Annotated in this window: 26 protein-coding genes and 1 pseudogene; 12 read left to right on the forward strand and 15 right to left on the reverse strand. The window is 57.0% G+C overall.

What is annotated here, in order from left to right:
- Window positions 1-157 precede the first annotated feature (157 nt).
- On the reverse strand, window positions 158-1,048 hold the full coding sequence (locus tag ACCW71_RS07490; RefSeq protein WP_436370557.1) for a MurR/RpiR family transcriptional regulator: 891 nt from the start codon (window positions 1,046-1,048) through the stop codon (window positions 158-160).
- 485 nt (window positions 1,049-1,533) lie between these two features.
- Between ACCW71_RS07490 and ACCW71_RS07495 the strand changes: the two genes are divergently transcribed.
- On the forward strand, window positions 1,534-3,660 hold the full coding sequence (locus tag ACCW71_RS07495; protein ID WP_436370558.1) for a TonB-dependent siderophore receptor: 2,127 nt from the start codon (window positions 1,534-1,536) through the stop codon (window positions 3,658-3,660).
- Window positions 3,661-3,703: 43 nt separating this feature from the next.
- Window positions 3,704-4,795 carry an ABC transporter substrate-binding protein gene (locus ACCW71_RS07500; protein ID WP_436370789.1) on the forward strand — a complete coding sequence of 364 codons (1,092 nt, stop codon included), beginning with the start codon at window positions 3,704-3,706 and terminating at the stop codon, window positions 4,793-4,795.
- Here the strand turns inward: ACCW71_RS07500 and ACCW71_RS07505 are convergent.
- The 5 genes from ACCW71_RS07505 to ACCW71_RS07525 form a co-directional block, all read right to left on the reverse strand.
- Window positions 4,784-5,767 carry an XdhC family protein gene (locus tag ACCW71_RS07505; protein ID WP_436370559.1) on the reverse strand — a complete coding sequence of 328 codons (984 nt, stop codon included), beginning with the start codon at window positions 5,765-5,767 and terminating at the stop codon, window positions 4,784-4,786. The two genes, ACCW71_RS07500 and ACCW71_RS07505, sit on opposite strands and share 12 nt — an antisense overlap.
- A complete protein-coding gene (locus ACCW71_RS07510) occupies window positions 5,764-6,330 on the reverse strand; it encodes a nucleotidyltransferase family protein (RefSeq protein WP_436370560.1) in 567 nt (188 codons plus the stop codon). The genes ACCW71_RS07505 and ACCW71_RS07510 overlap by 4 nt, the downstream gene beginning before the upstream one ends.
- A gap of 86 nt (window positions 6,331-6,416) precedes the next feature.
- Window positions 6,417-8,771 carry a xanthine dehydrogenase family protein molybdopterin-binding subunit gene (locus ACCW71_RS07515; RefSeq protein WP_436370561.1) on the reverse strand — a complete coding sequence of 785 codons (2,355 nt, stop codon included), beginning with the start codon at window positions 8,769-8,771 and terminating at the stop codon, window positions 6,417-6,419.
- A complete protein-coding gene (locus ACCW71_RS07520) occupies window positions 8,768-9,760 on the reverse strand; it encodes an FAD binding domain-containing protein (RefSeq protein ID WP_436370562.1) in 993 nt (330 codons plus the stop codon). The genes ACCW71_RS07515 and ACCW71_RS07520 overlap by 4 nt, the downstream gene beginning before the upstream one ends.
- Entirely contained in the window at window positions 9,757-10,221 is a 465-nt protein-coding gene (locus ACCW71_RS07525) for a (2Fe-2S)-binding protein (RefSeq protein ID WP_436370790.1), read from the reverse strand. Before ACCW71_RS07525 ends, ACCW71_RS07520 begins: the two co-directional genes overlap by 4 nt.
- Window positions 10,222-10,680: 459 nt before the next feature.
- Between ACCW71_RS07525 and ACCW71_RS07530 the strand changes: the two genes are divergently transcribed.
- Window positions 10,681-11,574 carry a LysR substrate-binding domain-containing protein gene (locus tag ACCW71_RS07530; RefSeq protein WP_436370563.1) on the forward strand — a complete coding sequence of 298 codons (894 nt, stop codon included), beginning with the start codon at window positions 10,681-10,683 and terminating at the stop codon, window positions 11,572-11,574.
- Window positions 11,575-11,581: 7 nt separating this feature from the next.
- Here ACCW71_RS07530 and ACCW71_RS07535 read toward each other — a convergent pair whose 3' ends face one another.
- From ACCW71_RS07535 to ACCW71_RS07550, 4 genes are read right to left on the reverse strand one after another with little or no spacing between them, the layout of a single operon-like run.
- Entirely contained in the window at window positions 11,582-12,421 is an 840-nt protein-coding gene (locus ACCW71_RS07535; RefSeq protein WP_436370564.1) for a metal ABC transporter permease, read from the reverse strand.
- Window positions 12,421-13,281, reverse strand: coding sequence for an iron/manganese ABC transporter permease subunit SitC (gene sitC, locus ACCW71_RS07540; protein WP_436370565.1), 861 nt, complete (start codon window positions 13,279-13,281; stop codon window positions 12,421-12,423). The genes ACCW71_RS07535 and sitC overlap by 1 nt, the downstream gene beginning before the upstream one ends.
- Window positions 13,282-13,283: 2 nt before the next feature.
- Complete coding sequence (locus ACCW71_RS07545; RefSeq protein ID WP_436370566.1) at window positions 13,284-14,099, reverse strand: manganese/iron ABC transporter ATP-binding protein; 816 nt, start codon at window positions 14,097-14,099, stop codon at window positions 13,284-13,286.
- Window positions 14,096-15,010 (reverse strand): metal ABC transporter substrate-binding protein, encoded by a 915-nt coding sequence (locus tag ACCW71_RS07550; RefSeq protein WP_436370567.1) that lies wholly within the window; start codon window positions 15,008-15,010, stop codon window positions 14,096-14,098. The genes ACCW71_RS07545 and ACCW71_RS07550 overlap by 4 nt, the downstream gene beginning before the upstream one ends.
- 93 nt (window positions 15,011-15,103) lie before the next feature.
- Between ACCW71_RS07550 and ACCW71_RS07555 the strand changes: the two genes are divergently transcribed.
- The 5 genes from ACCW71_RS07555 (at window position 15,104) to ACCW71_RS07575 (ending at window position 17,145) form a co-directional block, all read left to right on the forward strand.
- On the forward strand, window positions 15,104-15,427 hold the full coding sequence (locus ACCW71_RS07555) for a hypothetical protein (protein ID WP_436370568.1): 324 nt from the start codon (window positions 15,104-15,106) through the stop codon (window positions 15,425-15,427).
- A gap of 32 nt (window positions 15,428-15,459) precedes the next feature.
- On the forward strand, window positions 15,460-15,753 hold the full coding sequence (locus ACCW71_RS07560) for a hypothetical protein (protein WP_436370569.1): 294 nt from the start codon (window positions 15,460-15,462) through the stop codon (window positions 15,751-15,753).
- A gap of 258 nt (window positions 15,754-16,011) precedes the next feature.
- Entirely contained in the window at window positions 16,012-16,257 is a 246-nt protein-coding gene (gene ycgZ / locus ACCW71_RS07565) for a regulatory protein YcgZ (protein WP_436370570.1), read from the forward strand.
- Between the two features lie 176 nt (window positions 16,258-16,433).
- Window positions 16,434-16,727, forward strand: a complete 294-nt coding sequence (locus ACCW71_RS07570) for a hypothetical protein (protein WP_436370571.1) — start codon at window positions 16,434-16,436, stop codon at window positions 16,725-16,727.
- 163 nt (window positions 16,728-16,890) lie between these two features.
- Window positions 16,891-17,145, forward strand: coding sequence for a biofilm/acid-resistance regulator YmgB/AriR (locus ACCW71_RS07575; protein ID WP_436370572.1), 255 nt, complete (start codon window positions 16,891-16,893; stop codon window positions 17,143-17,145).
- Window positions 17,146-17,568: 423 nt separating this feature from the next.
- Here the strand turns inward: ACCW71_RS07575 and ACCW71_RS07580 are convergent, their stop codons facing one another.
- Window positions 17,569-17,787 carry a hypothetical protein gene (locus ACCW71_RS07580; RefSeq protein WP_436370573.1) on the reverse strand — a complete coding sequence of 73 codons (219 nt, stop codon included), beginning with the start codon at window positions 17,785-17,787 and terminating at the stop codon, window positions 17,569-17,571.
- A 304-nt stretch (window positions 17,788-18,091) separates the two neighbouring features.
- On the opposite strand from ACCW71_RS07580, the gene ACCW71_RS07585 reads away from it, so the two are divergent.
- Together ACCW71_RS07585 and ACCW71_RS07590 are read left to right on the forward strand one after the other, a co-directional pair.
- On the forward strand, window positions 18,092-19,108 hold the full coding sequence (locus ACCW71_RS07585) for a substrate-binding domain-containing protein (protein ID WP_436370574.1): 1,017 nt from the start codon (window positions 18,092-18,094) through the stop codon (window positions 19,106-19,108).
- 118 nt (window positions 19,109-19,226) lie between these two features.
- Complete coding sequence (locus tag ACCW71_RS07590) at window positions 19,227-19,622, forward strand: (R)-mandelonitrile lyase (protein WP_436370575.1); 396 nt, start codon at window positions 19,227-19,229, stop codon at window positions 19,620-19,622.
- Between the two features lie 759 nt (window positions 19,623-20,381).
- Here ACCW71_RS07590 and ACCW71_RS07595 read toward each other — a convergent pair.
- Window positions 20,382-20,723 carry a hypothetical protein gene (locus ACCW71_RS07595; protein WP_436370576.1) on the reverse strand — a complete coding sequence of 114 codons (342 nt, stop codon included), beginning with the start codon at window positions 20,721-20,723 and terminating at the stop codon, window positions 20,382-20,384.
- A gap of 619 nt (window positions 20,724-21,342) precedes the next feature.
- Between ACCW71_RS07595 and ACCW71_RS07600 the strand changes: the two are divergent.
- A pseudogene (locus tag ACCW71_RS07600) lies at window positions 21,343-21,672 on the forward strand (SDR family oxidoreductase); the annotation flags it as partial.
- Between the two features lie 58 nt (window positions 21,673-21,730).
- On the opposite strand, the gene ACCW71_RS07605 reads toward ACCW71_RS07600, so the two are convergent.
- The 3 genes from ACCW71_RS07605 to ACCW71_RS07615 form a co-directional block, all read right to left on the reverse strand.
- On the reverse strand, window positions 21,731-22,471 hold the full coding sequence (locus tag ACCW71_RS07605) for a YoaK family protein (protein WP_436370577.1): 741 nt from the start codon (window positions 22,469-22,471) through the stop codon (window positions 21,731-21,733).
- 212 nt (window positions 22,472-22,683) lie between these two features.
- Window positions 22,684-23,013 carry a DHCW motif cupin fold protein gene (locus ACCW71_RS07610; RefSeq protein WP_436370578.1) on the reverse strand — a complete coding sequence of 110 codons (330 nt, stop codon included), beginning with the start codon at window positions 23,011-23,013 and terminating at the stop codon, window positions 22,684-22,686.
- Between the two features lie 18 nt (window positions 23,014-23,031).
- Window positions 23,032-23,724, reverse strand: coding sequence for an aspartate/glutamate racemase family protein (locus tag ACCW71_RS07615; protein ID WP_436370579.1), 693 nt, complete (start codon window positions 23,722-23,724; stop codon window positions 23,032-23,034).
- A 244-nt stretch (window positions 23,725-23,968) separates the two neighbouring features.
- Between ACCW71_RS07615 and ACCW71_RS07620 the strand changes: the two genes are divergently transcribed.
- Window positions 23,969-24,289, forward strand: coding sequence for a hypothetical protein (locus ACCW71_RS07620; protein ID WP_436370580.1), 321 nt, complete (start codon window positions 23,969-23,971; stop codon window positions 24,287-24,289).
- Window positions 24,290-24,397 lie beyond the last annotated feature (108 nt).

Consider the following 24,397-nt stretch of genomic DNA (forward strand, 5'->3'; position numbering starts at 1 on the left):
ACAAGGATTAAATAAGCAAAATATCAACCGGGGAAAACAGAGTAAGCGTAGTCGGCAGAGGGAAAGCGCCAGTCAAAAGGCGCGATCTGGCTCGCAAAGCGGAGAAATTTGACTTAAGGAGACCGCGTTATCGGGCAGCGCGGCCAGAAATACGAAATTACTTTTTGCCCGTGGGTTTCAGGCCACGATAGAGATCCTGTAAGCGCTTCATGGTTTTGACGGTTCGCTGCGGTAACGTCGACGCCACCGAGAGGATCACCATTTCCAGACAGACCATGATGGTGCCGTGCAGCGGAATGCGTCCGTTCTCCCCGCCGCGCGGCACATTGATCACCACATCCGCTGCGCGGGCGAAAAAGGAGTCGGTGGCGTTGGTCAGCAGGATAACCGGCACCCCCAGCCGTCTGGCCTCGCGCAGCACGGTGGTCCCTTCGCGATGGGCCGACTGCTGCGCCATCATCACCAGCACATCGCCGCGCTGCAACGCCAGCAGCTGTTCCGCCAGGGCAATACTGGCGCGATTCAGGGAAAAGGCGGGCAACCCGATGCGATTCAGCAGCCGCACGCTGTAGTCCGCCAGAATACCGGACGCATTGATACCGAAAATGGCGACCTGGCGCGCCTCGCTCAGCAGCGCCACCGCGTCCGCCATCGCCACCCGATTCTGCGGCTGCGACAGAACCTCACAGGCGCGCCGATGGCCCTCCAGCACAAAATCGATGGAGCTGTTTACATCGCTGGTCACTTCACTGACGGTAGTGATCATCTTCTCTTCGGAGGTCAGCGAGGGGCCAAACCACGCCTGTAGCGTCTGTTTGAGATCGCGCAGGCCGCTGAAACCCAGCGCCTGAATCGCGCGGATCACCGTGGCGTCGGAGGTGTTGTTCGCGGCGGCAATCTCCAGCGCGGTGCTCTCCAGCACGCTCTCCCGCTGTTGATCGATATAACGCGCCACCGCCAGCAGGCGCGGTGAGAGCTGCTTTTCGCGGGCGCGGAGGCGTTCCGCGACCACATCGACCCGGCTTCTGGCTGGTCTGGTCTGTTTCATCATCATCCTATGCTGGCTTCAAAAGGGTCGCGCCATTTCGCGGGCAGCGGGTCAGTAACCACCGCTGATTTTGCCGTGCGACAGTCGATCAGCCTGTAGTAAACAGGCGATCAGGTTTTCTTTTCCCCCACTAACAGGTGGGATTTTACAGGGCATCCCGGCGCAGAGAGATAAATATCTTCTTTTTTTTCAGTGAAATATGAAGAAGTTCCGCTGCCTGACGCCAGTGCAGAGGGCCATCATCCCATGTAGTGTTTTTCAGCTTATTTCTGTTTACTACTACATTAGCTGATGTTTGAATGATTCTCAATTACAGATGAGAAGCATTGTCGTCCGGCGAGTAATGCCGGGCACAGGGTGAGGATGCCAGACGCTCAACTTATCTGTCTGAACCACTGCACAGGCAGATGGTCGCCAGGGTAGCCCTGTCGCGCTGAACGTTTCTCAGCCGGGGGCATGATTAGCTTAAGAAACTGCATAAAAAAATGAAAAACCGATCAGACAACCGACCTCCGGTACACCCCTCTGCCCTGCTGTTCGCAATTTGCAGCAGCGCGCTGCTGCCCCAGGCGAACGCGGAAACCACCAGTACCACACCCGACCTCACCGTGACCGCCGAGGCCAGCCCGGAGGGGAACTACAGCGCCAGCCAGAGCAGCGTGGCCAGTAAAGCGTTGACCGCGCGGGTCGATGAAGCGCAGTCGACCAGCACCGTGACGCAGCAGCAGCTGGCGGACTTTCAGGTCAGCTCGCTGGCAGACGCGATGCGTTTTGTGAGCGGGATCAGCGAGGCAAACACCCTGGCCGGCACCGAAGATGGCTTTGTCCGGCGCGGCTTTGGCAGCAACGCCGATGGCTCCATTTACCGCGATGGCATCCGCAGCAGTCAGGGGCTGAATCTGGACGCCACCACCGAACGGGTCGAGGTGCTGAAAGGCTCCTCCTCGCTGCTGTATGGCATTCAGAATCCGGGCGGGGTGATCAACGTGGTGAGTAAAAAGCCGCAATACCGCTGGCACTCCAGCGTCAGCGGACGTTACGCCAGTGAAGGCGGCGGGGCTGGCACACTGGACGTAACCGGTCCGCTGGGGAACGGCTTCGCCTTCCGGCTGATCGCCGAGCAGCAGAATCAGGATTACTGGCGCAGTTTCGGCAGTGACAAACATACGCTGCTGGCACCCTCGTTGCAGTGGTATGGCGAACAGGCCAGTTTTCTGATCGCCTACTCCGATTACCGCTATGACATCCCCTACGATCGCGGCACCGCCTTTATCGACGGGAAGCCCATCGCGATCGGTTACAAAGATCGGCTGGATGACAAAGCCAATCACGCCTGGGGCCACAATAAAAGTCTGAATAGCTACTACGACTGGCAGTTCAATGATGAGTGGCACACCCGGCTGACCCTGGGCTGGAACCAGCGACGCTATGACAATAATGAAGTGCGCGTCACCGCCGTCAACGCCAGCACCGGCGTGGTGACACGGCGGGCCGACGCCAATCGCGGCTTCAACCACAAAACCAAATATGTCAGCTGGGATCTGCTGGGCAACCCGGAGATTCTGGGAATGTCACACGCGCTGGTGGCGGGCACCGACTATGAGATGAACCAGACCTATCGCGCCCACCAGTATCAGGGTAAGGTCAACCGCGACTTCAGTTTTTTCGATCCCACTTATGATCGGCTGTCGCCGGTCACCGACCAGAGCACCGAAAACAGCGCTAACGCCAATAACCTGAATCGCATTCACAGCCGGTCACTCTACGCCAAAGACAGCATTTCCCTGTCATCCGACTGGATTGTGGTGCTGGGTGGCCGTTATCAGCACTACGAACAGCGCGCCTCACGCGGCGTAAATCCGCAGGTCGAAACCCTGAACGATGCGGGCAATAAGTTTCTGCCGCAGGCGGGGGTGATCTACAAACTGACGCCCGACCTCTCTTTCTATACCAGCGTCAGTAAATCCTTCACGCCTTCCACCGACGTGGATGATGACGGCAACGTCGGCAAGCCGGAACAGGGCACCAGCTGGGAGGTCGGCAGTAAATGGCAGCTGTCACCGAAACTGTTCGCCTCGGTGGCGCTCTATCGGATTGATGAAAAGGCGATGTCACTGAGCATTAACGGCAGCACGCGCGCCATCGATAAAGCCCGCTCAAGCGGTGCCGAATTTGAGCTGAACGGTGAGATTGCGCCAGGCTGGGATCTCAGCGCCAACTACAGTTATGACCAGGCGGAAATTGTTGAGGATCGTGTGAATCCGGCCAATAACGGCAACCGTTTACAGAATGCGCCGCGCCATGCCGGCGCGCTCTATCTCAGTCATGATGTGTCGATCACCGGCCTGCCCGGTACGCTGCGGCTCGGCGGTGGAGCGCGCTACGTCGGCAGTCGCGCCGGCGATCCTGACAACAGCTTTACCCTGCCCGACTACGTGGTGGCGGACAGCTTTGTGGCGTGGAATAACCGGCTGTTCGGCGAGAAAACCGAGCTGCGTCTTAACCTGAACAACCTGTTTGATAAGCACTACTACAGTTCAAGCGGCGGCAATCTGCGCGTCCGTGAAGGTGAAACCCGTAATCTGATGGTGCAGGCCCGTGTTGAATTTTAATCTGTTACGCAGCAGGCTGCGCACGGCGCTGCTGCTCGCGCTGATGATCGCCACAGGCGCAGAGGCGCGCACCCTGACCGACATTACCGGTCGCCAGGTGACGATTCCCGATCATCCGCAGCGTATCGTGCTGGGTGAAAGCCGGATGCTCTACAGCCTCGCGCTGCTGACGCCCGGCAACCCGCTGCAACAGATTGCGGGCTGGCCGCTCGATCTGAAGAAGTATGATCCCCAGACCTGGCAGCTTTTTGCCCGCCAGTTCCCGCAGATGCGCGATATTCCGGCGCTGGGTCTGGATGGCGTCAATGACCTGAATCCTGAGCAGGTGATCGCGCTGAAGCCCGATCTGGTGATCCTGCCGCAGCTGGCGCGCGGCAGTGAAAGCGGTGCGCAGCTGGAGAGGATGCTCGCCGCGGCGCATATTCCGGTGCTGAAGATCGACCTGCGGGTGCAGCTGCTGAAGAATACCGAGCGCAGCATCACCCTGCTGGGCGAGGTCATGAATCAGCCGCAGCGGGCCGCCGACTTTAATCGCTTTTACCGCAGTCATATGCAGCGTATTGCCCGGCGGCTGGCCAGCTATCATGGCGCGAAACCGACCGTGCTGTTGCAGCTGCATCTCGGACGGCGCAGTGAATGCTGTGTCACCTCGGTGAATGGCAACCTCGGGGAGCTGCTGCGCTTTGCCGGGGGCGATAACATCGCCAGCCCGCAGGTTAAAGGGGTGTTTGGACGGCTGAGTGAAGAGAGCGTGATCGCCGCGCAGCCGGACTACTACTTTGCCACCGGCACCGGCAGCGCCGATGAGGCGGGCGCGCTGAAGCTGGGTCCGGCGGTGACACCGGCGCAGACCCGCCAGAGCCTGCTGGCGCTGACCGGTCAGCAGAATGCGTTGAAACAGCTGACGGCGTTGCGGGACGGTCACGCCGGGGCGATCTGGCACAACTTCTATCTCAGCCCCTGGCATGTGGTCGCCACCGAATTTTTTGCCACGACGCTCTATCCGCAGCTGTTCAGCGATGTCGATCCCGAACAGACACTGCGGCAGCTGTTCCGTGATTTTCTGCCGATCCCCTACTCCGGCAGCTACCTCTATCGGCTGGCACCCGAGGCAACGCCGGGGTCAGGCCGCTGACGGCCCGCGGTTTTTTACCCGCACGATGTCAGCCATCACCGACAGCGCAATCTCAGCCGGGGTTTTGCTGCCGATGGGCAGGCCAATGGGCGCATGAATACGGTCGAGTTCCGCGCCATCCATACCGCCAATCTGTTGCAGCCGCGCCCGGCGTTTTTCGCTGTTTTTCGCCGAGCCCATGATGCCGATATAGAACGCCGGGGTGGCGATCGCCTCCATCATGGTTAAATCGTCGATGCGCGGATCGTGGGTCAGCGCCACAATCGCGACGGCGGCATGCGCCCCGTTCAGCTCCAGCCAGCGCGCCGGATGCTGCGCCACCAGGGTGACGTTATCCGCGCCGCTGAAGTGCTGCTCCAGCTCGGGCAGCATCTCAGGGCGATGTTCACAGACCCGCACATGAAAGCCCAGTATCTGCCCGAGGCGGATGCACTCAAACGCCACGCTGGAGTAACCCGCCACCAGCAGTTCCGGGATCGCCCCTACCGGCAGGAGAAGCTGCTGCTCGCTGACGCTGATGGCTGGCAGCACCCGGTCGGTGGCGAGCGTTTCCCACCGGGCACGCTCGCCAGGTCCAATCAGTTTGACCAGCGGCTGCTGTCCGCTCAGCGCCCGTTGCATCGCGCTCAGCAGCGCCAGCGTGGTCTCATCGGGCGGCAGGCACTCAATCACGATCTCCAGGCTGCCGCCGCAGGGCAGGCTGACGTCAGGACGCAGCCCGCCCTCGCCGTAACGCACCCGCTGGCTGCTGGCGCGATAAGCACCGGCCGCCAACTGCGTCAGAAAATCCTCTTCGATACAGCCCCCCGACAGCGAACCGCAATATTCACCCGCCTCGTTCACCGTCATCAGGGTGCCGGGGGCGCGCGGCGAGGAGCCATAGGTGCGCAGCACGGTACAGAGCCAGACCCGCTGACCCGCCTGGCTGCTGCGCAGTGCCGCGTTAATAACACGTTGATCCAGCGTTATCATGAAAATTCCTTTAGTAAATGCAGATCAGCGGGGAAATCAATATCACACAGGCAGCCGCGATCGCTAAGCGGCAGCCGCATCGCCAGAGACTTCACCTGCGCCTGCGGCCCGGCGTCACCCTGTAAGGTGCTCAGCATCGGGTAACAGCTGCGCTGAAAACCCACCGGATGGCCTGGCTGGCCATCGACCCACGGCCTGACGATGGTGGCCTCCGCCAGCGCGGCGCTGACGGCACGGTAGCTGGCTGGCGTAACAAATGGCATATCGCCCAGCGCAATCAGCCAGCCATCATAATCGCGACTGGCCCTGACCCCCGCCGAGATAGACTCGCCCAGCCCGTGGCTGTCGCACAGCACCAGGCTGGCCGGCTCCGGCAGCGCCTGAAGCGCCGGTTCGTCCGGGCGCGTCACCACAAACAGATCAAGCCCGCTGGCGGCGGCCTGATTCAGGGTGCGCTGTAACACCGGCTTACCGCCGAGATCGGCCAGCAGCTTGTGCTCACCCGCCTGCTGGCGAAAACGACGGCTCATTCCGGCGGCCAGCATAACCAGGGCTATTTTCAATCTCGCTCTCCGACAGAAGGTGAAAAACGGGCGCAGGCATCAGCCCGCGCCCGCATAGCGGCACATCATGCAGCTGACCGCCAGGGTCAGATGATTTTATCGAGGGTAATCGGCAGATCGCGTACCCGCTTGCCGGTGGCGTGGAATACCGCGTTGCTGATCGCCGCCGCGACGCCGACGATCCCCAGCTCACCCACCGCTTTACCGCCCATGGTGGTCGCCTCAAAATCGGGCTCGCCGACGTTGATGGTGGTGATGCTCGGAATATCGCCGTTGACCGGCACCAGGTAATCCGCCAGGTTGTTATTGATCACCCGGCCGTTACGCGGATCGACGATCCCCTCTTCCATCAGCGCCTGGCCGACACCCATGATCATCCCGCCAATCCACTGGCTGCGCGCCAGTTTAGGGTTGTAGAGACGACCACTGTCGAGCGCCGCCACCATCCGTTTTACCCGGATAGTGCCGAAATCCTCATCCACCCGCACTTCCACAAACTGTGCGCTCCAGCTGTGGGCAGAAAAAGCCTCCGGGCGGCTCATGTCGTTAAGGTTGCGCACCATCCGGTCACGCTCACTTTGCGACATATCTTCCGGGAAGGTGCCACCTTTTACCGCCAGACTCTCCGCCGGGGCCTGCGCCGCCAGCTGCGCGAAGGAGACCGCCCGATCGTTGTGCTTAACACCGTCCGCCGTCAGCGTTAACTGCGACAGCGGCGTGCCTTTCAGCGGTGACGCGGGCAGTTCGCTGGCCAGCCTCAGCAGCTGGTCGCGCATTCTTTTGGCGGTATCGTTCACCGCGGCGGTCACGTTGCCCGCCAGCTGCGATCCCCCGGCCACACCCGTGCGCGGCAGTTCGGTGTCGCCCAGTTGTACCTCGATGGTGCTGGAAGCGACGCCCAGAATGTCGGCGGCGGTCTGCGCCAGAATGGTGTAGGTGCCGGTGCCGATGTCCGCACCGGCGCACTGCACCACAAATTTGCCCTGCGGCGTCAGGATGATCTTCGCTTCAGCCGGCAGCTTGTTGACCGGATAGGTGCCGGAAGCCATGCCCCAGCCAATCAGCTCGCGTCCCTCGCGCATGGAGCGCGGCGCCATGATGCGCTGATCCCAGCCAAAGGCTTCAGCCCCTTTCTGGTACGCCTCTTTCAGACGGCGCGAACTCCACGGCAGATCAAGCTGATAATCTTTATCCGCCCAGTTGCGCAGCCGCAGTTCCAGGGGGTCGATATTCAGGGCGTAGGCCATCTCATCCATCGCCACTTCCAGACCAAAGGCGCTGGGGTTTTCGCCCGGCGCGCGCATCCAGCCTGGGGTAACGGTATTGATTGGCCGGACCTGATGCTGCGCGGAGACGTTGCCGACCGCGTACATCCGGGCGGTCACTTTGCTACAGTTCTCGGCAAAGACGTCAATCAGCGAGGTTTCGCTGAAGCTGCGCTGGATAATCGCCTGAATCTTTCCGTCACGTGATGCGCCCAGCTCCAGCTGCTGAGAGGTCGCAGGGCGACCGCCCAGCCCGGTAAAGGTCTGCGGGCGGGTCAGCGAGACTTTGACCGGACGGTTCAGCGCGCGCGACGCGACGCTGGCCAGCGCCACGTGGGTATAGGGCACCGGCTTAGAGCCAAAGCCGCCACCGACATAGGGTGAGATAATCCGTACGGCTTCAACCTCAATGCCCATCCACTCGGCAATTTCCCGCTGCGCCCCCGCCACCCACTGGCTCGGCTCCCAGACTGTCATCCGGCCATCCTGCCAGTAAGCGATACAGGCGTGCGGCTCCATCGGCATATTGTATTCGCGCGGCGTGGTGTAGCGCTCATTCACCCGCACCTCCGCCTGCTGCATCGCCGTCTGCGCATCGCCCAGATCAATATCCTGCTTCGAAACCGGCTTCGGCTCGACGCCCTCGTCGGTGGCGAAAATCAGCGCCGGTGTGGTTTCATACTCAACCTCCACCAGCGAGGCGGCATAGGTAGCCTGCTCAAAGGTCTCCGCCACCACCAGGCCGATGTTCTGACCGTTATGGATAATCACATCATCCTGAATCGGGGTGTAGGTCGACTGCGCCGCGCCGCCGTCGGCAATCGCGACGGGTTTGTTGATTTTCAGCGAGTTCAGATGGGTATAGACCGCCACCACTCCGCTTGCCTGCTGCGCCTGCTCAACCGACATGCGGCTGATACGGCCGCTGGCGACGGTTGACTGGATCACCACGCCATAGAGCGGGTTTTCCGGCTGATGTTCGATGGCGTAACGCGCCTCGCCGGTGACTTTGACTTTGCCATCCCCGCGCGAACGCGCCGCGCCCAGCCCTTCCAGCGGGCTGGCGGTTTTCGGCTCCGGGGTGGCGGTGTCGCTGGCGCTCTGCGTCTCCACCGCCGACGCTGCTGCCGTCGCCCTGAACAGATCGCGGCGCGCCTGGTCGTTTACATCACTCATGCGGTCTCTCCTGCTGCCATCAGCGCACGCGCAATCACGCGCGGGGCCAGTTTTACTTTATAGGCGTTATGGGTCAGCGCCTGAGTCTGTTGGGTGATCAGTTCTGCCGCCTGGAACACCGTCTCTTCACTGAACGGCTGGCCTTCCAGCGCCTGCTCGACCGAGCGAACCCGCCAGGGTTTGGTCGCCACTCCGCCCAGCGCGATATGGACATCACGCATCACGCCGTTCTCCAGGGTGAAACCGGCGGCGGCGCTGGCGGCGGCGAACTCATACGAGCTGCGGTCACGTACTTTCAGGTAGTGGGAGTGGCGCAGAGAGGCGGTCTGCGGCACCTCGATGGCCACGATAATTTCATCGTCGCGCAGATCATGCTCACGGTCGGGAGTGTCACCCGGCAGCAGGAAGAAATCATCAATCGCCACGCGGCGGCTTTCGCCCTGCGAATTTTGCAGTAGAACAATGGCGTCAAACGCCACCAGCGCCACCGCCAGATCGCCGGGATAGACCGCGATGCAGCTCTCGCTGGCACCCAGAATGGCATGGTTGCTGTTGACCCCATCCCGTGCGGCACAGCCGGAGCCAGGATTGCGTTTGTTACAGGCGGAGAAGGTGGCCGGATCGCGGTAGTAGGCACAGCGGGTGCGCTGACGTAAATTGCCGCCCAGCGTCGCCATATTGCGGATCTGGGGTGAAGCGGCCTGCCATAAACTGCCGTAGATCGCCGGGGCGTTCTGCTGACAGTCGGGGTGTTCGGCCAGCTGGCTCATGGTGGTGAGCGCACCGGCGCTGATTTTATCTTCATCAAACCGCAGGGTTTTCAGCGCGCTCAACCCGCTGATGCCAATCAGCTGCGGCGGCGTGAAAACGCCGCACTTCATCAGGTCGAGTTGGGTGGTGCCGCCCGCCAGGATCTGGCTGCCAGGCTGCTGTTTCAGCACAGCGGCCTCTTCCGGCGACTGCGCAACTTTCCAGCTGAACTCATTCATGCGGACTCCTTCGCCATCTCAGCCGCGGCTTGTTTGATCGCGTCCACAATGTGCGGATACGCCCCGCAACGGCAGAGGTTGCCGCTCATATATTCGCGGATCTCATCGTCCGAACCCGCATGTCCTTCTTTAATACAGGCGACAGCGGACATAATCTGTCCTGGTGTACAGTAGCCACACTGGAAGGCGTCGTTTTCCACAAAACAGCGCTGCACCGGATGCAGTTCGCCTTCGGTGGACGCCAGCCCTTCTATGCTGGTCACTTCCGCGCCTTCCGCCTGGGCCGCCAGCGTCAGGCAGCTCAGCACCCGCTGACCATTGACCAGCACCGTGCAGGCGCCGCACTGTCCCTGATCGCACCCTTTTTTGGTGCCGGTCAGGTTAAGATGCTCACGCAGCGCGTCGAGCAGGGTCACGCGGGGATCGACCTGCATCTGCTGCGGCTGACCGTTGACCTGCATTGTTAGCGATATTTTTTCCGACATTGTCTGCTTCCCATTGTTGGAGGCTGAAAGATGTAATTGTTATGGGTTGGTTCTGGACGGGATAGTCATCGGGGAAAAAGCGGATAACCCTAATCTTTACACGTCTATCTCTGCCTTAAGGTTTAGCAGCTTTTTGACAATCTGGCGGGCAAGCCGGTAAAAAGTCAGCCTTATCCGAGGCGCAGAGCGGCCTGAACAGACGTCAGAATCAGTCGTGAATCGCCTGATTCCATTGAAATAGCTGGAAAAAATTATCAGGCGCTTATCGGCGCGATTAAACAGGCTTATGTGCTGATTTCATCAATGAAGGCGCAAAAGGTGAAACGACGGAGCGACCAGTCGGGTCAGATTGCAGCGCAGGTGACGCAGCCTGTCTGACCTTCATCAACGAACCTGCTGCGGCTGTTGTCTCAGGTTCAACCGGCAAGAGGATCTATGCTGAAAGAAAATTTTACCGACCTGCTCTATCTGATGGCGGTGGCGGAGGCGCGCAGTTTTACCCAGGCGGCGGCGAAGCTGGGGGTATCGCAATCGGCGCTGAGCCATGCGATTCGCGGTCTGGAGGAGCGACTCGATCTCCGTTTGCTGACCCGCACCACCCGCAGCGTCGCCCCTACCGACGCAGGTGAGCAGCTGATTAAAAATATCGCTCCACTGCTCAGCGCCATTGAGTCGGAACTGGTCAGCGTCACTGACCGTCAGGGTGCCCTCTCCGGCACCATCCGCATCAACGCCGGCGAGCATGCGCTGACCTCAACCCTGTGGCCGCGGCTTAAACCCTTTTTGCAGCGCTATCCGGGGGTGAAGGTGGAACTCTCGGCGGATAACAGCCTGACCGATATTGTCAGCGGACGGTTTGACGCCGGGGTGCGGCTGGGTGAGCAGGTGGAAAAAGATATGGTGGCGGTGCGCATCGGCCCGGACTGGAGCATGAGTGTGGTGGCGTCACCCGACTATTTCGATCAGCATGGCATCCCGATGACGCCTTACGATCTGCATCAGCATAACTGTATCAACATGCGGCTGCCGACGCTGGGCGGTCTCTATCACTGGGAATTTATGCGCGAGGGTAAACCGGTTCGGGTCAAAGTGGAGGGACAGCTGATCTTCAATTATCTCTCCTCGCGCATCGATGCGGCGCTTTCCGGTATGGGGATCGCCTGTGTGCCGCAGGATAGCGTGGCGGAACATCTTGAGAGCGGGCGGCTGGTGCAGGTGCTGGCCGACTGGTGTGAACCCTTTGCGGGCTACTACCTCTACTATCCCAGCCGCAGGCAGCACACCCGCGCTTTTGCGCTGCTGATTGACGCGCTGCGCTACCGCGGCTGAGGCAGGATCAACGGACGCTGCGTCGCTGACGTTCCAGCCGACGGGTTTTGCGGCCTGTCAGCACCAGCGTGACCATAAACAGCAGGGCAAACAGCACCACGATGGTGGGCGCTGGCGCGCTGTCGATAAAGAACGAGAGATACACGCCGCTCAGCGACACCAGCACGGCAACCAGCACCGCCACCAGCAGCGCGTAGCCAAAGCGGCGGGTGAGCAGCACGGCGATGGCACCGGGCGCGATCAGCAGCGAAATCGACAAGATAATCCCCACCGCTTTCAGCGTCGCCACGATGGTCAGCGACACCATGCAGAGCAGACCATAGTGAAGCCAGCGCGCAGGCAGACCACAGACCTGCGCCTGCTGCGGATCGAAGCTGAACAGCATAAAATCACGCCATTTCGCCGCGATAACCACCACGATCAGCACGGCAATCATCAGGGTCTGAACAATATCGGCTCCGGTGATGCCCAGCATATCGCCAAACAGAATGTGGTCGAGATGGACCTCTGGCCGGACGGCGATATAGAGGATCAGGCCCACGGCAAACATGCCGGAAAAGACAATCCCCAGCACCGTATCCTGCCTGATACGACTGTTGTCCTGCACAAAGCCACTGGCCAGCGCGCAGAACAGACCTGCCAAAAACGCGCCCGCCGCCAGCGGCGCGCCCACCATCCAGGCGAGAACGATGCCGGGAAACACTGCGTGACTCATGGCATCGCCCATCAGTGCCCAGCCTTTCAGCACCAGAAACAGCGACAGCAGCGCACAGGGAACCGCCACGATAAGCGCAATCAGCAGCGCGTGGTTCATAAAAGCGAACTGAAAAGGTTCAGATAGCCACATCAGACAGGCTCCTTTGCCACACCACTACGGGCGCGACGGCGGTTGGCCAGCAGGCCATGTTTCGGCGCGAAGACGAAAGCGAGCAGGAACAGCAGGGTCTGCGCCACCACGATAATGCCGCCCGTTGCGCCATCAAGATAGTAACTCGCCCAGGCACCAAGGAAGCTGGTGACGCTGCCGATTGCCACCGCAATTATCAGCAGGCGCGGGAAGCGATCGCTGAGCAGCCAGGCGGTCGCGCCGGGCGTCACCACCAGAGAGATCACCAGAAACGCACCGACGGTTTGCAGCGCCGCCACGGTGGAGGCCGCCAGCAGGGTAAAGAAGAGGATTTTCAGACGTTCCGGCCGCAGACCGATGGCGCGTGCGTGATTTTCATCAAAGAAGGTCACCATCAGATCTTTCCATTTGAAAAACAGAATCAGTATCGACAGCCCGCCAATCAGCGCCAGCTGAAGAATGTCGGCCGGGGCAATCGCCAGAATATTGCCGAGCACAATGGTCTGAATATTCACCGCGGTGGGATTGAGCGACACCATAAACAGCCCAAGCCCAAAAAAGGAGGAGAAGATCAGGCCGATGATCGCATCCTCTTTCAGTCGGGTGCGCTGATTCAGCAGCAGCATACTTCCCGCCGCCAGCCCGCCGGAGAGAAAAGCCCCCAGCGCAAACGGCAGCCCCAGCATATAAGCGCCTGCCACGCCGGGTACAATGGCGTGCGAGAGCGCATCTCCGATCAGCGACCAGCCTTTAAGCATCAGATAGCAGGAGAGAAAGGCGCACAGGCCGCCCACCATCGCCGAGACCCACATCGCATTAAGCATGTAGTGATAGCCAAACGGCTCAAGCAACAGTTCCATGCTCACTCTCCCCTATCAGGTGAAAGAGGCGCGGCAATAAAAGGGCGCTCATCATCGCTAATACTCCTCTCATCCAGCCCTTTCACCGCCACATGCCTCAGCATGCCGTCGAACGCACGCGCCAGGTTAGCGGCCGTAAAAGTGGTCGCGGTCGGACCGCTGGCCACAATGGTGCCTTTCACCATCACGGTGTAATCGCAGAATTCGGTGACGGATGCCAGGTTGTGGGTTGAAACCAGCAGGGTTTTGCCTTCCGCCCGCAGCTCACCCAGCAGACTGATGATTCTGGCCTCGGTCTGCACATCCACGCCGGTAAAAGGCTCATCCAGCAGGATCACGCTGCCCTGCTGCGCAATGGCGCGCGCCAGAAACACCCTTTTCTTCTGTCCGCCGGAGAGCTCACCAATCTGACGATGGCGATAAGCCAGCATGTCGACCCGCGCCAGCGCCTCGCTGACGATCTGCCGATCGTGTGACCGGGGACGGCGCAGCAGGCCCATATGACCGTAGCGGCCCATCATCACCACATCTTCCACCAGCACCGGAAACGACCAGTCGACCTCTTCCGACTGCGGCACATAGGCGATCAGGCTCTGACGCAGCGCCTGTCGGGTCGGCATGTCCAGCACCGAGATGCTGCCGCTGGCCAGCCGGACAAAGCCCATCAGCGCCTTGAACAGGGTCGACTTGCCTGAACCATTTACGCCCACCAGCGCGGCGATCGAACCGCCCGGCACGCTGAAACTGGCATCATGCAGCGCGGTGTGACCGTTGCGATAGGTCACGCTGACGCCGGAAACCACAATCGTCTCTTTCATTGCGTTTTTTCCCCCGCCCGGATGCCCTGTACCAGCGTTTCAGTGGTCACTCTCAGCAGATCGAGGTAGGTCGGCACCGCTCCCTGCGCCGGGCTTAAGGAATCGACATAGAGTACCCCTCCGTAATGCGCGCCGGTTTCACGCGCTACCTGGCGGGCGGGTTTGTCGGAGACGGTGCTTTCGCTGAATATCGCCGGAATCGCATGCTTCCTGACCTGATCGATCACCTTTCTCACCTGCTGCGGCGTTCCCTGCTGGTCAGCGTTGATCGGCCAGAGATAAAGCTCTTTCATGCCGAGATCGCGCGCCAGATAAGAGAACGCGCCTTCGCTGGTCACCATCCAGCGCTTATTCTCCGGTATCCCGGCAATCTGCTGGCGCAGAGGGGCCAGCACATCAGTAATTTTTTGCTTATAGGTGGTGGCGTTCTGACGATAGGTTTCAGCGTGGGCGGGATCGTACTTCACCAGCGCGTCACGGATGTTATCGACATAGATCAGCGCATTATCGGGCGACATCCAGGCGTGCGGATTGGGTTTGCCATTGTAAGGCCCCTCGTTGATGCCGACAGGAGTGATCCCGGTGGAAACCACCACCTCCGGCACCCCGTTCAGATGCTGATAAAAGCGCTGAAACCAGCTTTCGAGATTGAGCCCATTACTCATGATCAGCTGTGCCCCCTGCGCCCGTTTAATATCGCCAGGGGTTGGCTGATAGTTATGGATCTCCGCGCCCGGTTTGGTGATTGAGGTCACTTCAGCCGCGTCACCCGCCACATTTTTCACCATGTCAGCAATCACCGTGAAGGTGGTAACAACCTTAAATTTTTCTGTAGCATAACTGCTGCCGGTCAGGGCAGCGAATAACAGCACACCGCGTAACAGCGTCGATATTTTTCCGGTCGCGAGCATAGTGCGATCTCCAGAGGTGATTAAAAGTAAAGCAAAAATAGCCAGTGCTAATTTTTATAGCACAGGCTATATATTTGCGACAGGGTGCGGAGTGTGAAGTTTCTTCAGCGCAGCCCGCGTTATGCGAACTTTTGTAAACATCAGACGTTATCCACTGATTTAAAAGGATTTAAATTTTATGATGTCAGTTTTTTGGGCGGTGTCATTGCAGGAAAATCAGCCCGATTTTTGCAAAATCGGGCGGCAGGCAGGCTGAGGCAATACCGCGCAGCAGCAACTATCGGCTGTGGGTTGCGGGGCAACGGTCGTTTCACGTCACAGCGTCTGGTAACAGCCAGGCGGATTTTTTATTCCTCAATAGATGCTTACCCATCGGTAAAGTTAATTAAATATCGTGAAATTTTTTGCTACAGTTGAAGTCACGTACCGCAATCAATCAGGAGGAAAATTTGTATTTTTCCAGCGACGAAAAAGCGAATGTCATCATTGGCGAAGCCGCAATGAACCTGTTTAATGCTGGTCAGGAAGTGAATGTTGAGCTGCTGATCAAAGAGTTACAGGTGATGGCCAGTGCGGAAACCGACGAGACGCGTCTTGAGCAACTGCAACATGCGCGGCAGTGGCTGATGGGGTTCAAAACTATCGGTTCGCGGACCAGTGGCCCACGAACCTGGTTAGCGAAGAACTTTACCAGCGACGGTGCCAATCCTCTCTCTGCTGATGACATCCTGTTTAAACATTGACCTTTCTGCCTCCCTCCGCTGCCGACCTGTGACGCTAACAGCAGGTCGGAACGGTCCCCGATGATGGCAAAACGATACAAGAATTTGGTACAATTTCCCTGTCCTGCGCACTCTTTCTAAGTCTTTGATTTAAAATCAATAGCACTTTTTGCACAAAAATAATTCGGCTAAAAATTCAAAATTCTGTACAAGTTTTTTAAAGATGTATAACTTGCGCAACCAGAGTGCGACACATTTTAACCACCTGAGGACAACACCATGCGTCAGAACGGACAGGCCCCGGAAGCGATCAGTGATATTGCCCGTTATTTCAATCAGGCTAATTCACCCTCGCAGCAGGAGACACTGGGTTCAGTAGTGGTGGAAATTCTGCGCGCAGGTCACACCCTTAGCCGCAAAACGATCTGTAGTAAGTTGTTACGCCGCCTTGAACTGGCTGCCACGCCTGAGGAAGAGAGCCATCTGCATGAGCTGATTGCCCTGCTCTTTCGCCGCGAAAATTAATGGTATTCAGGGCTGAGATGGCATGCCATCTCAGCCCTTTGTCAGCCACTCTGATCGGACTATTTACCGCATTAACGAAGCCCTGCACTGCTCTCCCGTAACAGCCGCCTTAGATAGCGCCTGCTAATGCTACGGACTCGCAGCGTGGCCAATAATTCGTAATCTGAGAAGCCAGTATGTACAGAAGTGAAGATGAGAAACTGACAGATGTCATGATCGGTGAAGCCGTTCTGACATTACTCAAGTCAGACAAACCGGTGTCCAGCAACGCCCTGATTACACAGCTAGAACTTATGGCTGCCGATGCTGACGATGAAACGAAAGTCGCGATAATCCGCAAAGCTATCGTCGAAGTCCGTAACGGTATGGTCGCAGCCCGCAAGCGGGTGAACAGTGAAGCGGCTGAACGGGACAACGCAGCGCATCGTATGAACAGCGATGGTCCACCGGAAGGTTCCAAGAAGCACTGAGTGACCGTGCCGGGAGCCTGTCGCGTCCGGCTGGATATAAGCGAAGCGGCAACCTCAAAGAGAAAACTTTCGTCTCCGGCTGGGCAAAACGCAAACAGCGTCTACACTCGATTTTGTCTTCATCCATTGCGTCTAACACATTTTCCTCAGAGAAATAAAAAACATGCAACACTCATCATCAGATTCATCCATCATTGAGTTTTTTCGGAGCGCGGGCGATCAGCTTGCTTCGGAAACCGAACTGCTGGGCGCAGTGATTCGGGATATTGTGGCTGACCAGGGACGTGTGACGAATAAAGCCATCATCCTCTACCTGATTGCGGAAATGGAAAGCACTTCAGACGTCGTCAGACTCGATGTGGTGCGGAAAACGCTGGAAATTGTGGTGGGCCGCACCCCGGATGACGCCGGTATCTGACCCTTTACTCTGCGTTATCGCTGATAGCGCAGAGGCCCCCATCCCCTTAACCTCTGCGGCTCAGCCTGATTAATGTGACTCTTTGCGAAAGCGAACCGCTATTATTACTATTATCCGCTAACCCAGACTCTCAGCGCATGCTGCTATTTCAGACTGGCCATTTGCCTTGCTGATATTGCCCTGCCCTATGATGCCCGCCTCATCAGCCTGATAAATAACAGCAGCGGAACAGATCAGCGATTAATGATGGAAGCCGTCACCAAAAGATAGCTTCAGATATATATTTGCCTGCGCAGTGAGCGGCGTTGATTAAAAAAGCGATAAGCAGCAGGCTAATCGATAGACATTTCCGCCGCTTTTACGTGGAGGGTAGTGACACTGAATCGGGAACGGGGCTGGCGTCAGTTATCAACGCCATCAACCCTAATGCATTTTGCGGGTAAAAAAGCTGATCGCTTCCTGGCATAGCGCTTTAAGTCTGCCGTCTCGCGTCTCTTCGCTGAGGCGAAACAGGGCGTCCGTAATATCATGAAAATGAACCGGCTCTCCTGCTTTAATCAAATCACTCACTACCGCACCCACCAGCGCACGGATTTCTTTATCTTTATCGTCCTTCACACGACCTCCAGACGGTGTATGCATATACAGTCTATCATTAGCAGAAGTTAAAAAACAAAAAAGCCGTCGCCTGAGAAAATATAAGCGAAGCGGTAGGGCGGTTATTATTTATCCATGTCTGGAATATTATCCGGTCCTATTTCGATGGCAGCCAGTTTACAGAGTAGCAACCACTGAAAAACCGCGCGGTCATGACGGTAATATATTTAGGGTTTATTGAAAATCGGGCAGGTGCAATTCAGAGAAATATCTGCGCTATTGGCTGAAAGATGTTCAGAACCCGGCAGTATGATAAAACAGGGGTAACATCAGGTTCAGCGAGTCGCACATGGCAAAATTCACCCTAAAACAGATTGCCGCCCAGTCAGGGCTGAGCCTGGCGACCATCGATCGGGCGCTGCACCAGCGCGGCCGGGTCCATGCCCGCACCCAGCACCGTATTCAGCAGGCTATCGCCGACCTGGAGTTGACGCAGAAAGCGGGGCTGGCCAGGGGGAGGACAATCTATTTCGATGTGATTATGCATACCCCTGACCGCTTTCAGCCGCTGATACGCCATGCGTTCAGCAGTCAGATTGCCAGTTTTGCCGCCTTTAAATTGCAGTTACGTTTCCACTTCAGCACGCACTTCAGCACTGATGAGATCATCAGTCTGCTGAATAAAAGTGCGCTTCACAGTCATGGCGTGATCCTGAAAGTCGCCAGTTCCGAACGTCTCAATCCGGCCATCGAGGCGCTGCTGAAACAGCGCGTGCCGGTTGTTACCGTGATGAGTGATTTACCCAGTAGCGCGCGACTGCGCTACATCGGCATGGATAATTTTGATGCCGGTAAACTGGCTGCGTTTCTGATGTCCCGGTGGCTGCGGGTCGCGCGTTCGCATATCGTGGCGATCACCGGCAGTCGCGATTTCGTCGGCGAGCAGGAGCGTATCGAGGGTTTCCAGCGTGCCATGCAGCAGTTTGCGCCGCAGCACCAGGTCAGCGTGCTGGCGGGCGGTTACGGTATTGATCTGCGGATGCATCAGGCGGTGACACAGTTTCTGCAACGGCACCCGGAAACAGACGCGGTCTACACCGTCGGGGGCGGCAATCCCGGCATACTGCGTGCCTTTGCCGAACAGCACCGTCCGCTCAACGCGGTGATCGGCCACGATCTCGACAGTGAAAACCGGGCGCTGCTGGCCGAAGGCAAAATTGACGCGCTGATCGAGCATAATCTGCAACTAGATGCGCAGCATGCCTTCCGCACCCTGCTGGAGTTTCATGGCTTCCTGCCCGTTTCAGCGCCACCGGCACCCTACTCCCGGATTAATATCATCACCCGCTACAACATCAGCAGCTGAAACAGAGTCAGGGGCGATTAATGAATCGGATTCATAGCTGCTTGCCGGATGCGTGGGCTAATGACCGCCCCGACCAGCGGCTAAACTTTAGCTCTTCACTCAGATGCAGGAGTTAACAATGAAAATTATCGCCAACGGTTCACTTCCTTCCCGCCAGGGCCCCGCCGACTATTTTACCGGTACGGTAAGAATTGATGCCCCTTTCCAGGCGACAGAACCCGCTCGTGTCGGCGGCGCGACCGTGACCTTTGAACCGGGTGCCCGCACCGCATGGCATACCCATCCGCTGGGGCAGACCCTGATCGTAACGCATGGACAGGGCTGGATTCAGTGTGAAGGCGAAGCGATTCAGGTGATGAACTGCGGCGATATTGTCTGGATCCCGGAGAATGTGAAGCACTGGCATGGCGCAACGCCGGATAACGCCATGACCCATATTGCCATCGCCGAATCGGTGGATGGCAGCCCGGTTGACTGGCTGGAACAGGTCAGCGACGAGCAGTATCAGCGCTGATCAGAGCCGGAGGTGATCGATGAATGCCCGCAGCTTCGGCGCGAGGTTGTTGCGGCTGGGAAAGTAGAGGTAAACCCGATAAAGCGGGGAAGCCACTCGTTCAGCAGCCTCACCAGCTTACCGCGCCAGCCAGGGCTGAAAGGTCTCCTCCATCCCGAAACTGACCCCGCCTACGGCACAGGCGGTACGAATCATCACCCCCAGCATCCGTTCGGCAATGGACGAAATCGCCAGGGCGCTGCATGAAACTGCGTCCGGAAGTCGCTTGCTCCATGGGAATTTTGCCTATGTACTTCGTCGCAGTGAAAACATGCTACCCCGGCATATCACCATTCTGTTTTAGGGGCATACAGCCACAACAGCACTGTGGCCCAAAAGCCCGGTTATTTTCTGAGCATGCTCTTATTCCCGCCACCAGGATGATGGCGGCTTGATGTTGTTAGTTGAGAGTTATGTAACACTGCGGCCTCAAAAGCGTGTAGCGACTGACTGGCGTGCGCAAAAATAAAAAAAACCCGCCTTAGCGAGCCTTTAATTTGCATGCTAATAATTATCTTTTCAAAAGAAAATAAGACAGAGCAATGTTAATAACTTTTATCATACCAATAAAACATAAAAGCATGATTAGCACTTTAGAAATTGTTTCAGGTGCAGCAAACCAGCTTTCAAACATTACGTTTGCACCACTTAATAATGAGGCCGAGATCAATATACCTGTAAATATTGATATGCATTTTATTAGCTTAGAGTTCATTCATCTCACCATGAGCAAGTATTACTGCCGTCACAGTTACTGGAAGAGCCACTACCTCCGCCGCCGCCATTTCCGTTAGAGAAGCAATTTCCCGCAATCGCTCCACCAATCAGCCCAACAGCCAGCCCCCCGACGCCGCCTAAAGAACCAGAAATCATTCCACCAATTATGCCATTATTGCAGGTAATAACATCTGGATGGTTTGGATTAAAGGGTGTTCCGCCATGACCATTGCTACTCCTGCCGCCGCTCTGGCTCTGACGCATACCAGCACCAGCAAAAGCAGGATCATATGCACCAGATGTACCGGCAACCATCCCCCACTGCGTTTGATTCAACATTTCCATATTTTATCCCCAAAAAGATTTTCATCCTGAACTAACAACATTGCAGCATTGCAGCATTGCTGATTCAGAATATCGCTTGCAGTCATCGTTTTCAAAACTTAGTTGTGGGAAAACGGGCCCAGAAAATTGTTAATTTCAACAGTCATATTCTTCAACTTTGGTAACCTGATGACGCTCTTGTATTTAAGTCACTCTTAAAATTCGATAAAAGTTACAGAAAGTTGTGATACACGAAAAATTATTTTCCTGGTTTTAACAAAGATGAAAAGAATTCACCTCTCTTTAACTAATACAACTGACGACTCATTCATTTTTAGTTCAAAGTTTTTTATTGGCTAGCTTTTAGGTTAAATATTCAATGGGTGATTACAGGTTAGTTTCGAGGACGCAAGGCTTATCAGACCCACCATACTTATGCGTACTGGTCTCAATCTGCCGGAGCAAACACATCTTTTATCGCTTCAGATGGGACACTCCAGTGCGCAGTTGATTTTCAGCGTTAAGTGGATGCCAGAAAGCAATGATGAGCAGGTAGCGGTACTGAATCAATTACTGACAGACCGCGCCCAATAACTCACTAAAAAAAATAACAAAATCAATAGATTAAACAAAAAACAGTCATATCATGAATATTGCCTCTGTCGGCGCGCTGGCCGTCTCGCCCATCGCAGCCGTTTACTGCGCCACCCAATTTGCCGTGCGGGCGATCTCCGGTGTGTTGCGGCAGGAAAACAGTCAGCTCAGAGTCACCTGCGTGCATCCCGGTGTGGTGGAGAGCGAGTTGGCTGCAAACATCACCGATTCGACAGCGGCCGAAGCGATGCAGCACTATCGCGCCATCGCCTTACAGCCTGACGCGATTGCCCGTGCGGTCCGCTACGCCATCGAACAACCTGACGATATTGATGTGAATGAGATCGTGGTGCGGCCCCTGTGCACTCAGCAATAGCCCACTGGCCCGTTGCCTTCGCGGCATCGGGCCTGTTCCCGACTCAGGGGAGTGGCTATCAGTAGAGACTTCTTCGGGTGCGCTGAACGGTGACCGCGATGGCGGTGAGCGCCACCAGCATCAGGACGATCCCCAGTCCCACCATCGCGTTAAAACCATAGGCTTTAAACAACAGCAGACCGGCAATACAGCCGCTGAGAAAGGAGAAGACCGTGGTGAGGTGGGTGTGCAACACCTTCTGGAAAAAGCGGCGATCGTCGGTCTCAAGATGGGCGGCGTGGGAGGTGTGCGAAAAGATCCAGGAGCCGAGCGCGATACCCGCGTCAGTCAAGGTGCCGGTGATATGGGTCGATCTGACACGCCCGTTAGAGAGCTGGGTCGAGGTCGCGTTGTGAATCCCCATCAGAAAGCCCAGCATTACCAGCACTTCACCGTTGAAACTTGGCCGGTAGAAAAGCAGCTCAAAAACCGACGCCGCGGTCAGGGCCGCTCCCTCCGCCAGGATAATCAGGCAGAAGATAGTGCGGAGTTTATGTTTATGCCCCACCACCACAGCGAGTCTGGCAACGGTACAGCCCAGCACAAAGGCGACAATCAGCACCACTAAAAAAAGCATGGTGTGGAGATCGCTGGTGGTCACTTCGGCGGAGATCTGCGAAGTGTTACCGCTCATGTGCGAAGGGAAAAAACCAAACGCGCCCAGCGCCATCGCGTTAAGGATACCGGCGGTGGTCGCCAGCACCAGCGCTAACAGTCGGTCTTCGGTATGGGAACGAACTTTCTTCTTTTTTATCAGCACAGGCTTCCCCAAATCAGGTGAATGCAGAATGATCTTATAAGGATTCAAGCATACAACCTGATGGAAATTATTCCCGTCAGATCCAGATAACTCTGATGAAATAAGCCATTAATTTTGCTGATTTTTATAAAGAATATTCATTTTACTTTTAAAAGTGTCAACAACCTGATTATTCACTTACTGGCGGCGCGGTGGGTATCCTCTGCGGCCGGTCAGTCCACGATAAACAGCCGCGCCCCGGTGGGCGAAGAGGAGCGATGCGGTTCTGCGTCATCCGCGACCTGATAGCTGACTCCCGGCGTCAGTACGAAGCGACGACCATCGGCCAGCTCGGTGTGCAGCTCGCCCGACAGACACAGTAAAATGTGGCCTTTAACACACCAGTGATCGGCGATGTAGCCCGGTGAATAGTCCACCATGCGAACCCGGATCTGATTAAACTTCAGGGTTCGCCAGGTCGCGTGCCCCTGATCGCCGGGGTGAATCATTTCTTCAACCTGGTCCCACTGCGTCACACCAAACGGCAGATTATCGATTTTCATGCTGATCTCCTGAAAGCGTCAGGCCAGCGCCTGGTTCACCGCCTCTTCCGCATGGATAGAGGTGGTATCAAACAGCGGTACGCTGGCATCGGTGGCATCCACCAGCAGGGTTATTTCGGTGCACCCCAGGATAATCCCTTCTGCTCCCTGTGCCACCAGTTGCTGCATGATCTGACCAAAACGCTGGCGCGACGCAGGATGAATATGACCCAGACAGAGTTCGTGATAAATCACCTGATGGACAAAAGCGCGATCGGCCTCATCCGGGGTGAGCACCTCCAGATTAAATTGTTGCTGAAGACGCCCGCGATAAAAATCCTGTTCCATGGTAAAGCGGGTGGCCAGCAGGCCGACCTTACGCAGCCCGGCCTGCTGAATGCGCTGTCCGGTGGCATCGGCGATATGCAGCAGCGGAATCGCCACCGCCGCGTCGATCTGAGGGGCTACCTTGTGCATGGTGTTGGTACACAACAGGATAAACTCAGCCCCGGCCCGCTCCAGATTGCGTGCCGCCTCCGCGACTATTTCTCCCGCCTGGTGCCACTCCCCCGCCGCCTGTAGCTGTTCAATGCGCTGGAAATCGACGCTGAAGAGCACCAGCTGCGCGGAGTGCAGACCGCCCAGCCGCTGTTTTACCTGCTGATTTATTATGCGGTAGTAAAGTGCGGTAGATTCCCACGACATTCCGCCTAACAGACCGATCACTTTCACGCTATTCTCCTGATGCCGGGACCGGCCTTCAGCATGCCAGATCGTCCTTTAACAGTAATGCGTTTGTTAACGTTCAGGGTTGAAAGGGGATTCTGGCAAGGCGATGCGGATGTGGCGGGCAGAGTCTGAACCTCAGTTAAACATCTGTTTAACAACGTGACCGGAAAGCGGAATCTATGGCAGGATACGCACCCTGCGTCTGGCCGTATCCGGCTGACTTTTTTATATCCAACCGGTAGCTAAGATGACTAAAGTGAAATTTCTGCTCCCGCTGCTGCTGATTATTGCCGCGGCGGCCTGGTGGTTTATCCCGCACTACAGCGACGAAGACAAGGCATACTATGTTGCCGTGTTCTGCGCCATCGATCATCAGGATGAGCAGCAGTTCATTCAGCAAATGCAGAACGTTATCGAAGGCGGTAACTCTGACTACGCCCTGCAAAAAATCCGCTTTAAACCTGGCCTGGGCCGCAAAGTGGTCGGCGACTGGCAGCAGCTGACGCCCGATGAGCAGCAGCGGGCCGCTCAGGATAACCTCGCCTGCCAGCAACTGCTGACGCGCTGAGGCAGCTGGTGTAATCGGGCAGCCTTGAGTCACTGCGAATAGATCTGCCAGTCAAAAACTTAAAGCCCGTCACCCTCACAAAATAAAACCGGCAGCTCCTGCTGCCGG

Origin of the sequence: Pantoea sp. C2G6, assembly GCF_051336815.1 — a bacterium.
In the GTDB taxonomy this organism is placed as follows: domain Bacteria; phylum Pseudomonadota; class Gammaproteobacteria; order Enterobacterales; family Enterobacteriaceae; genus Pantoea.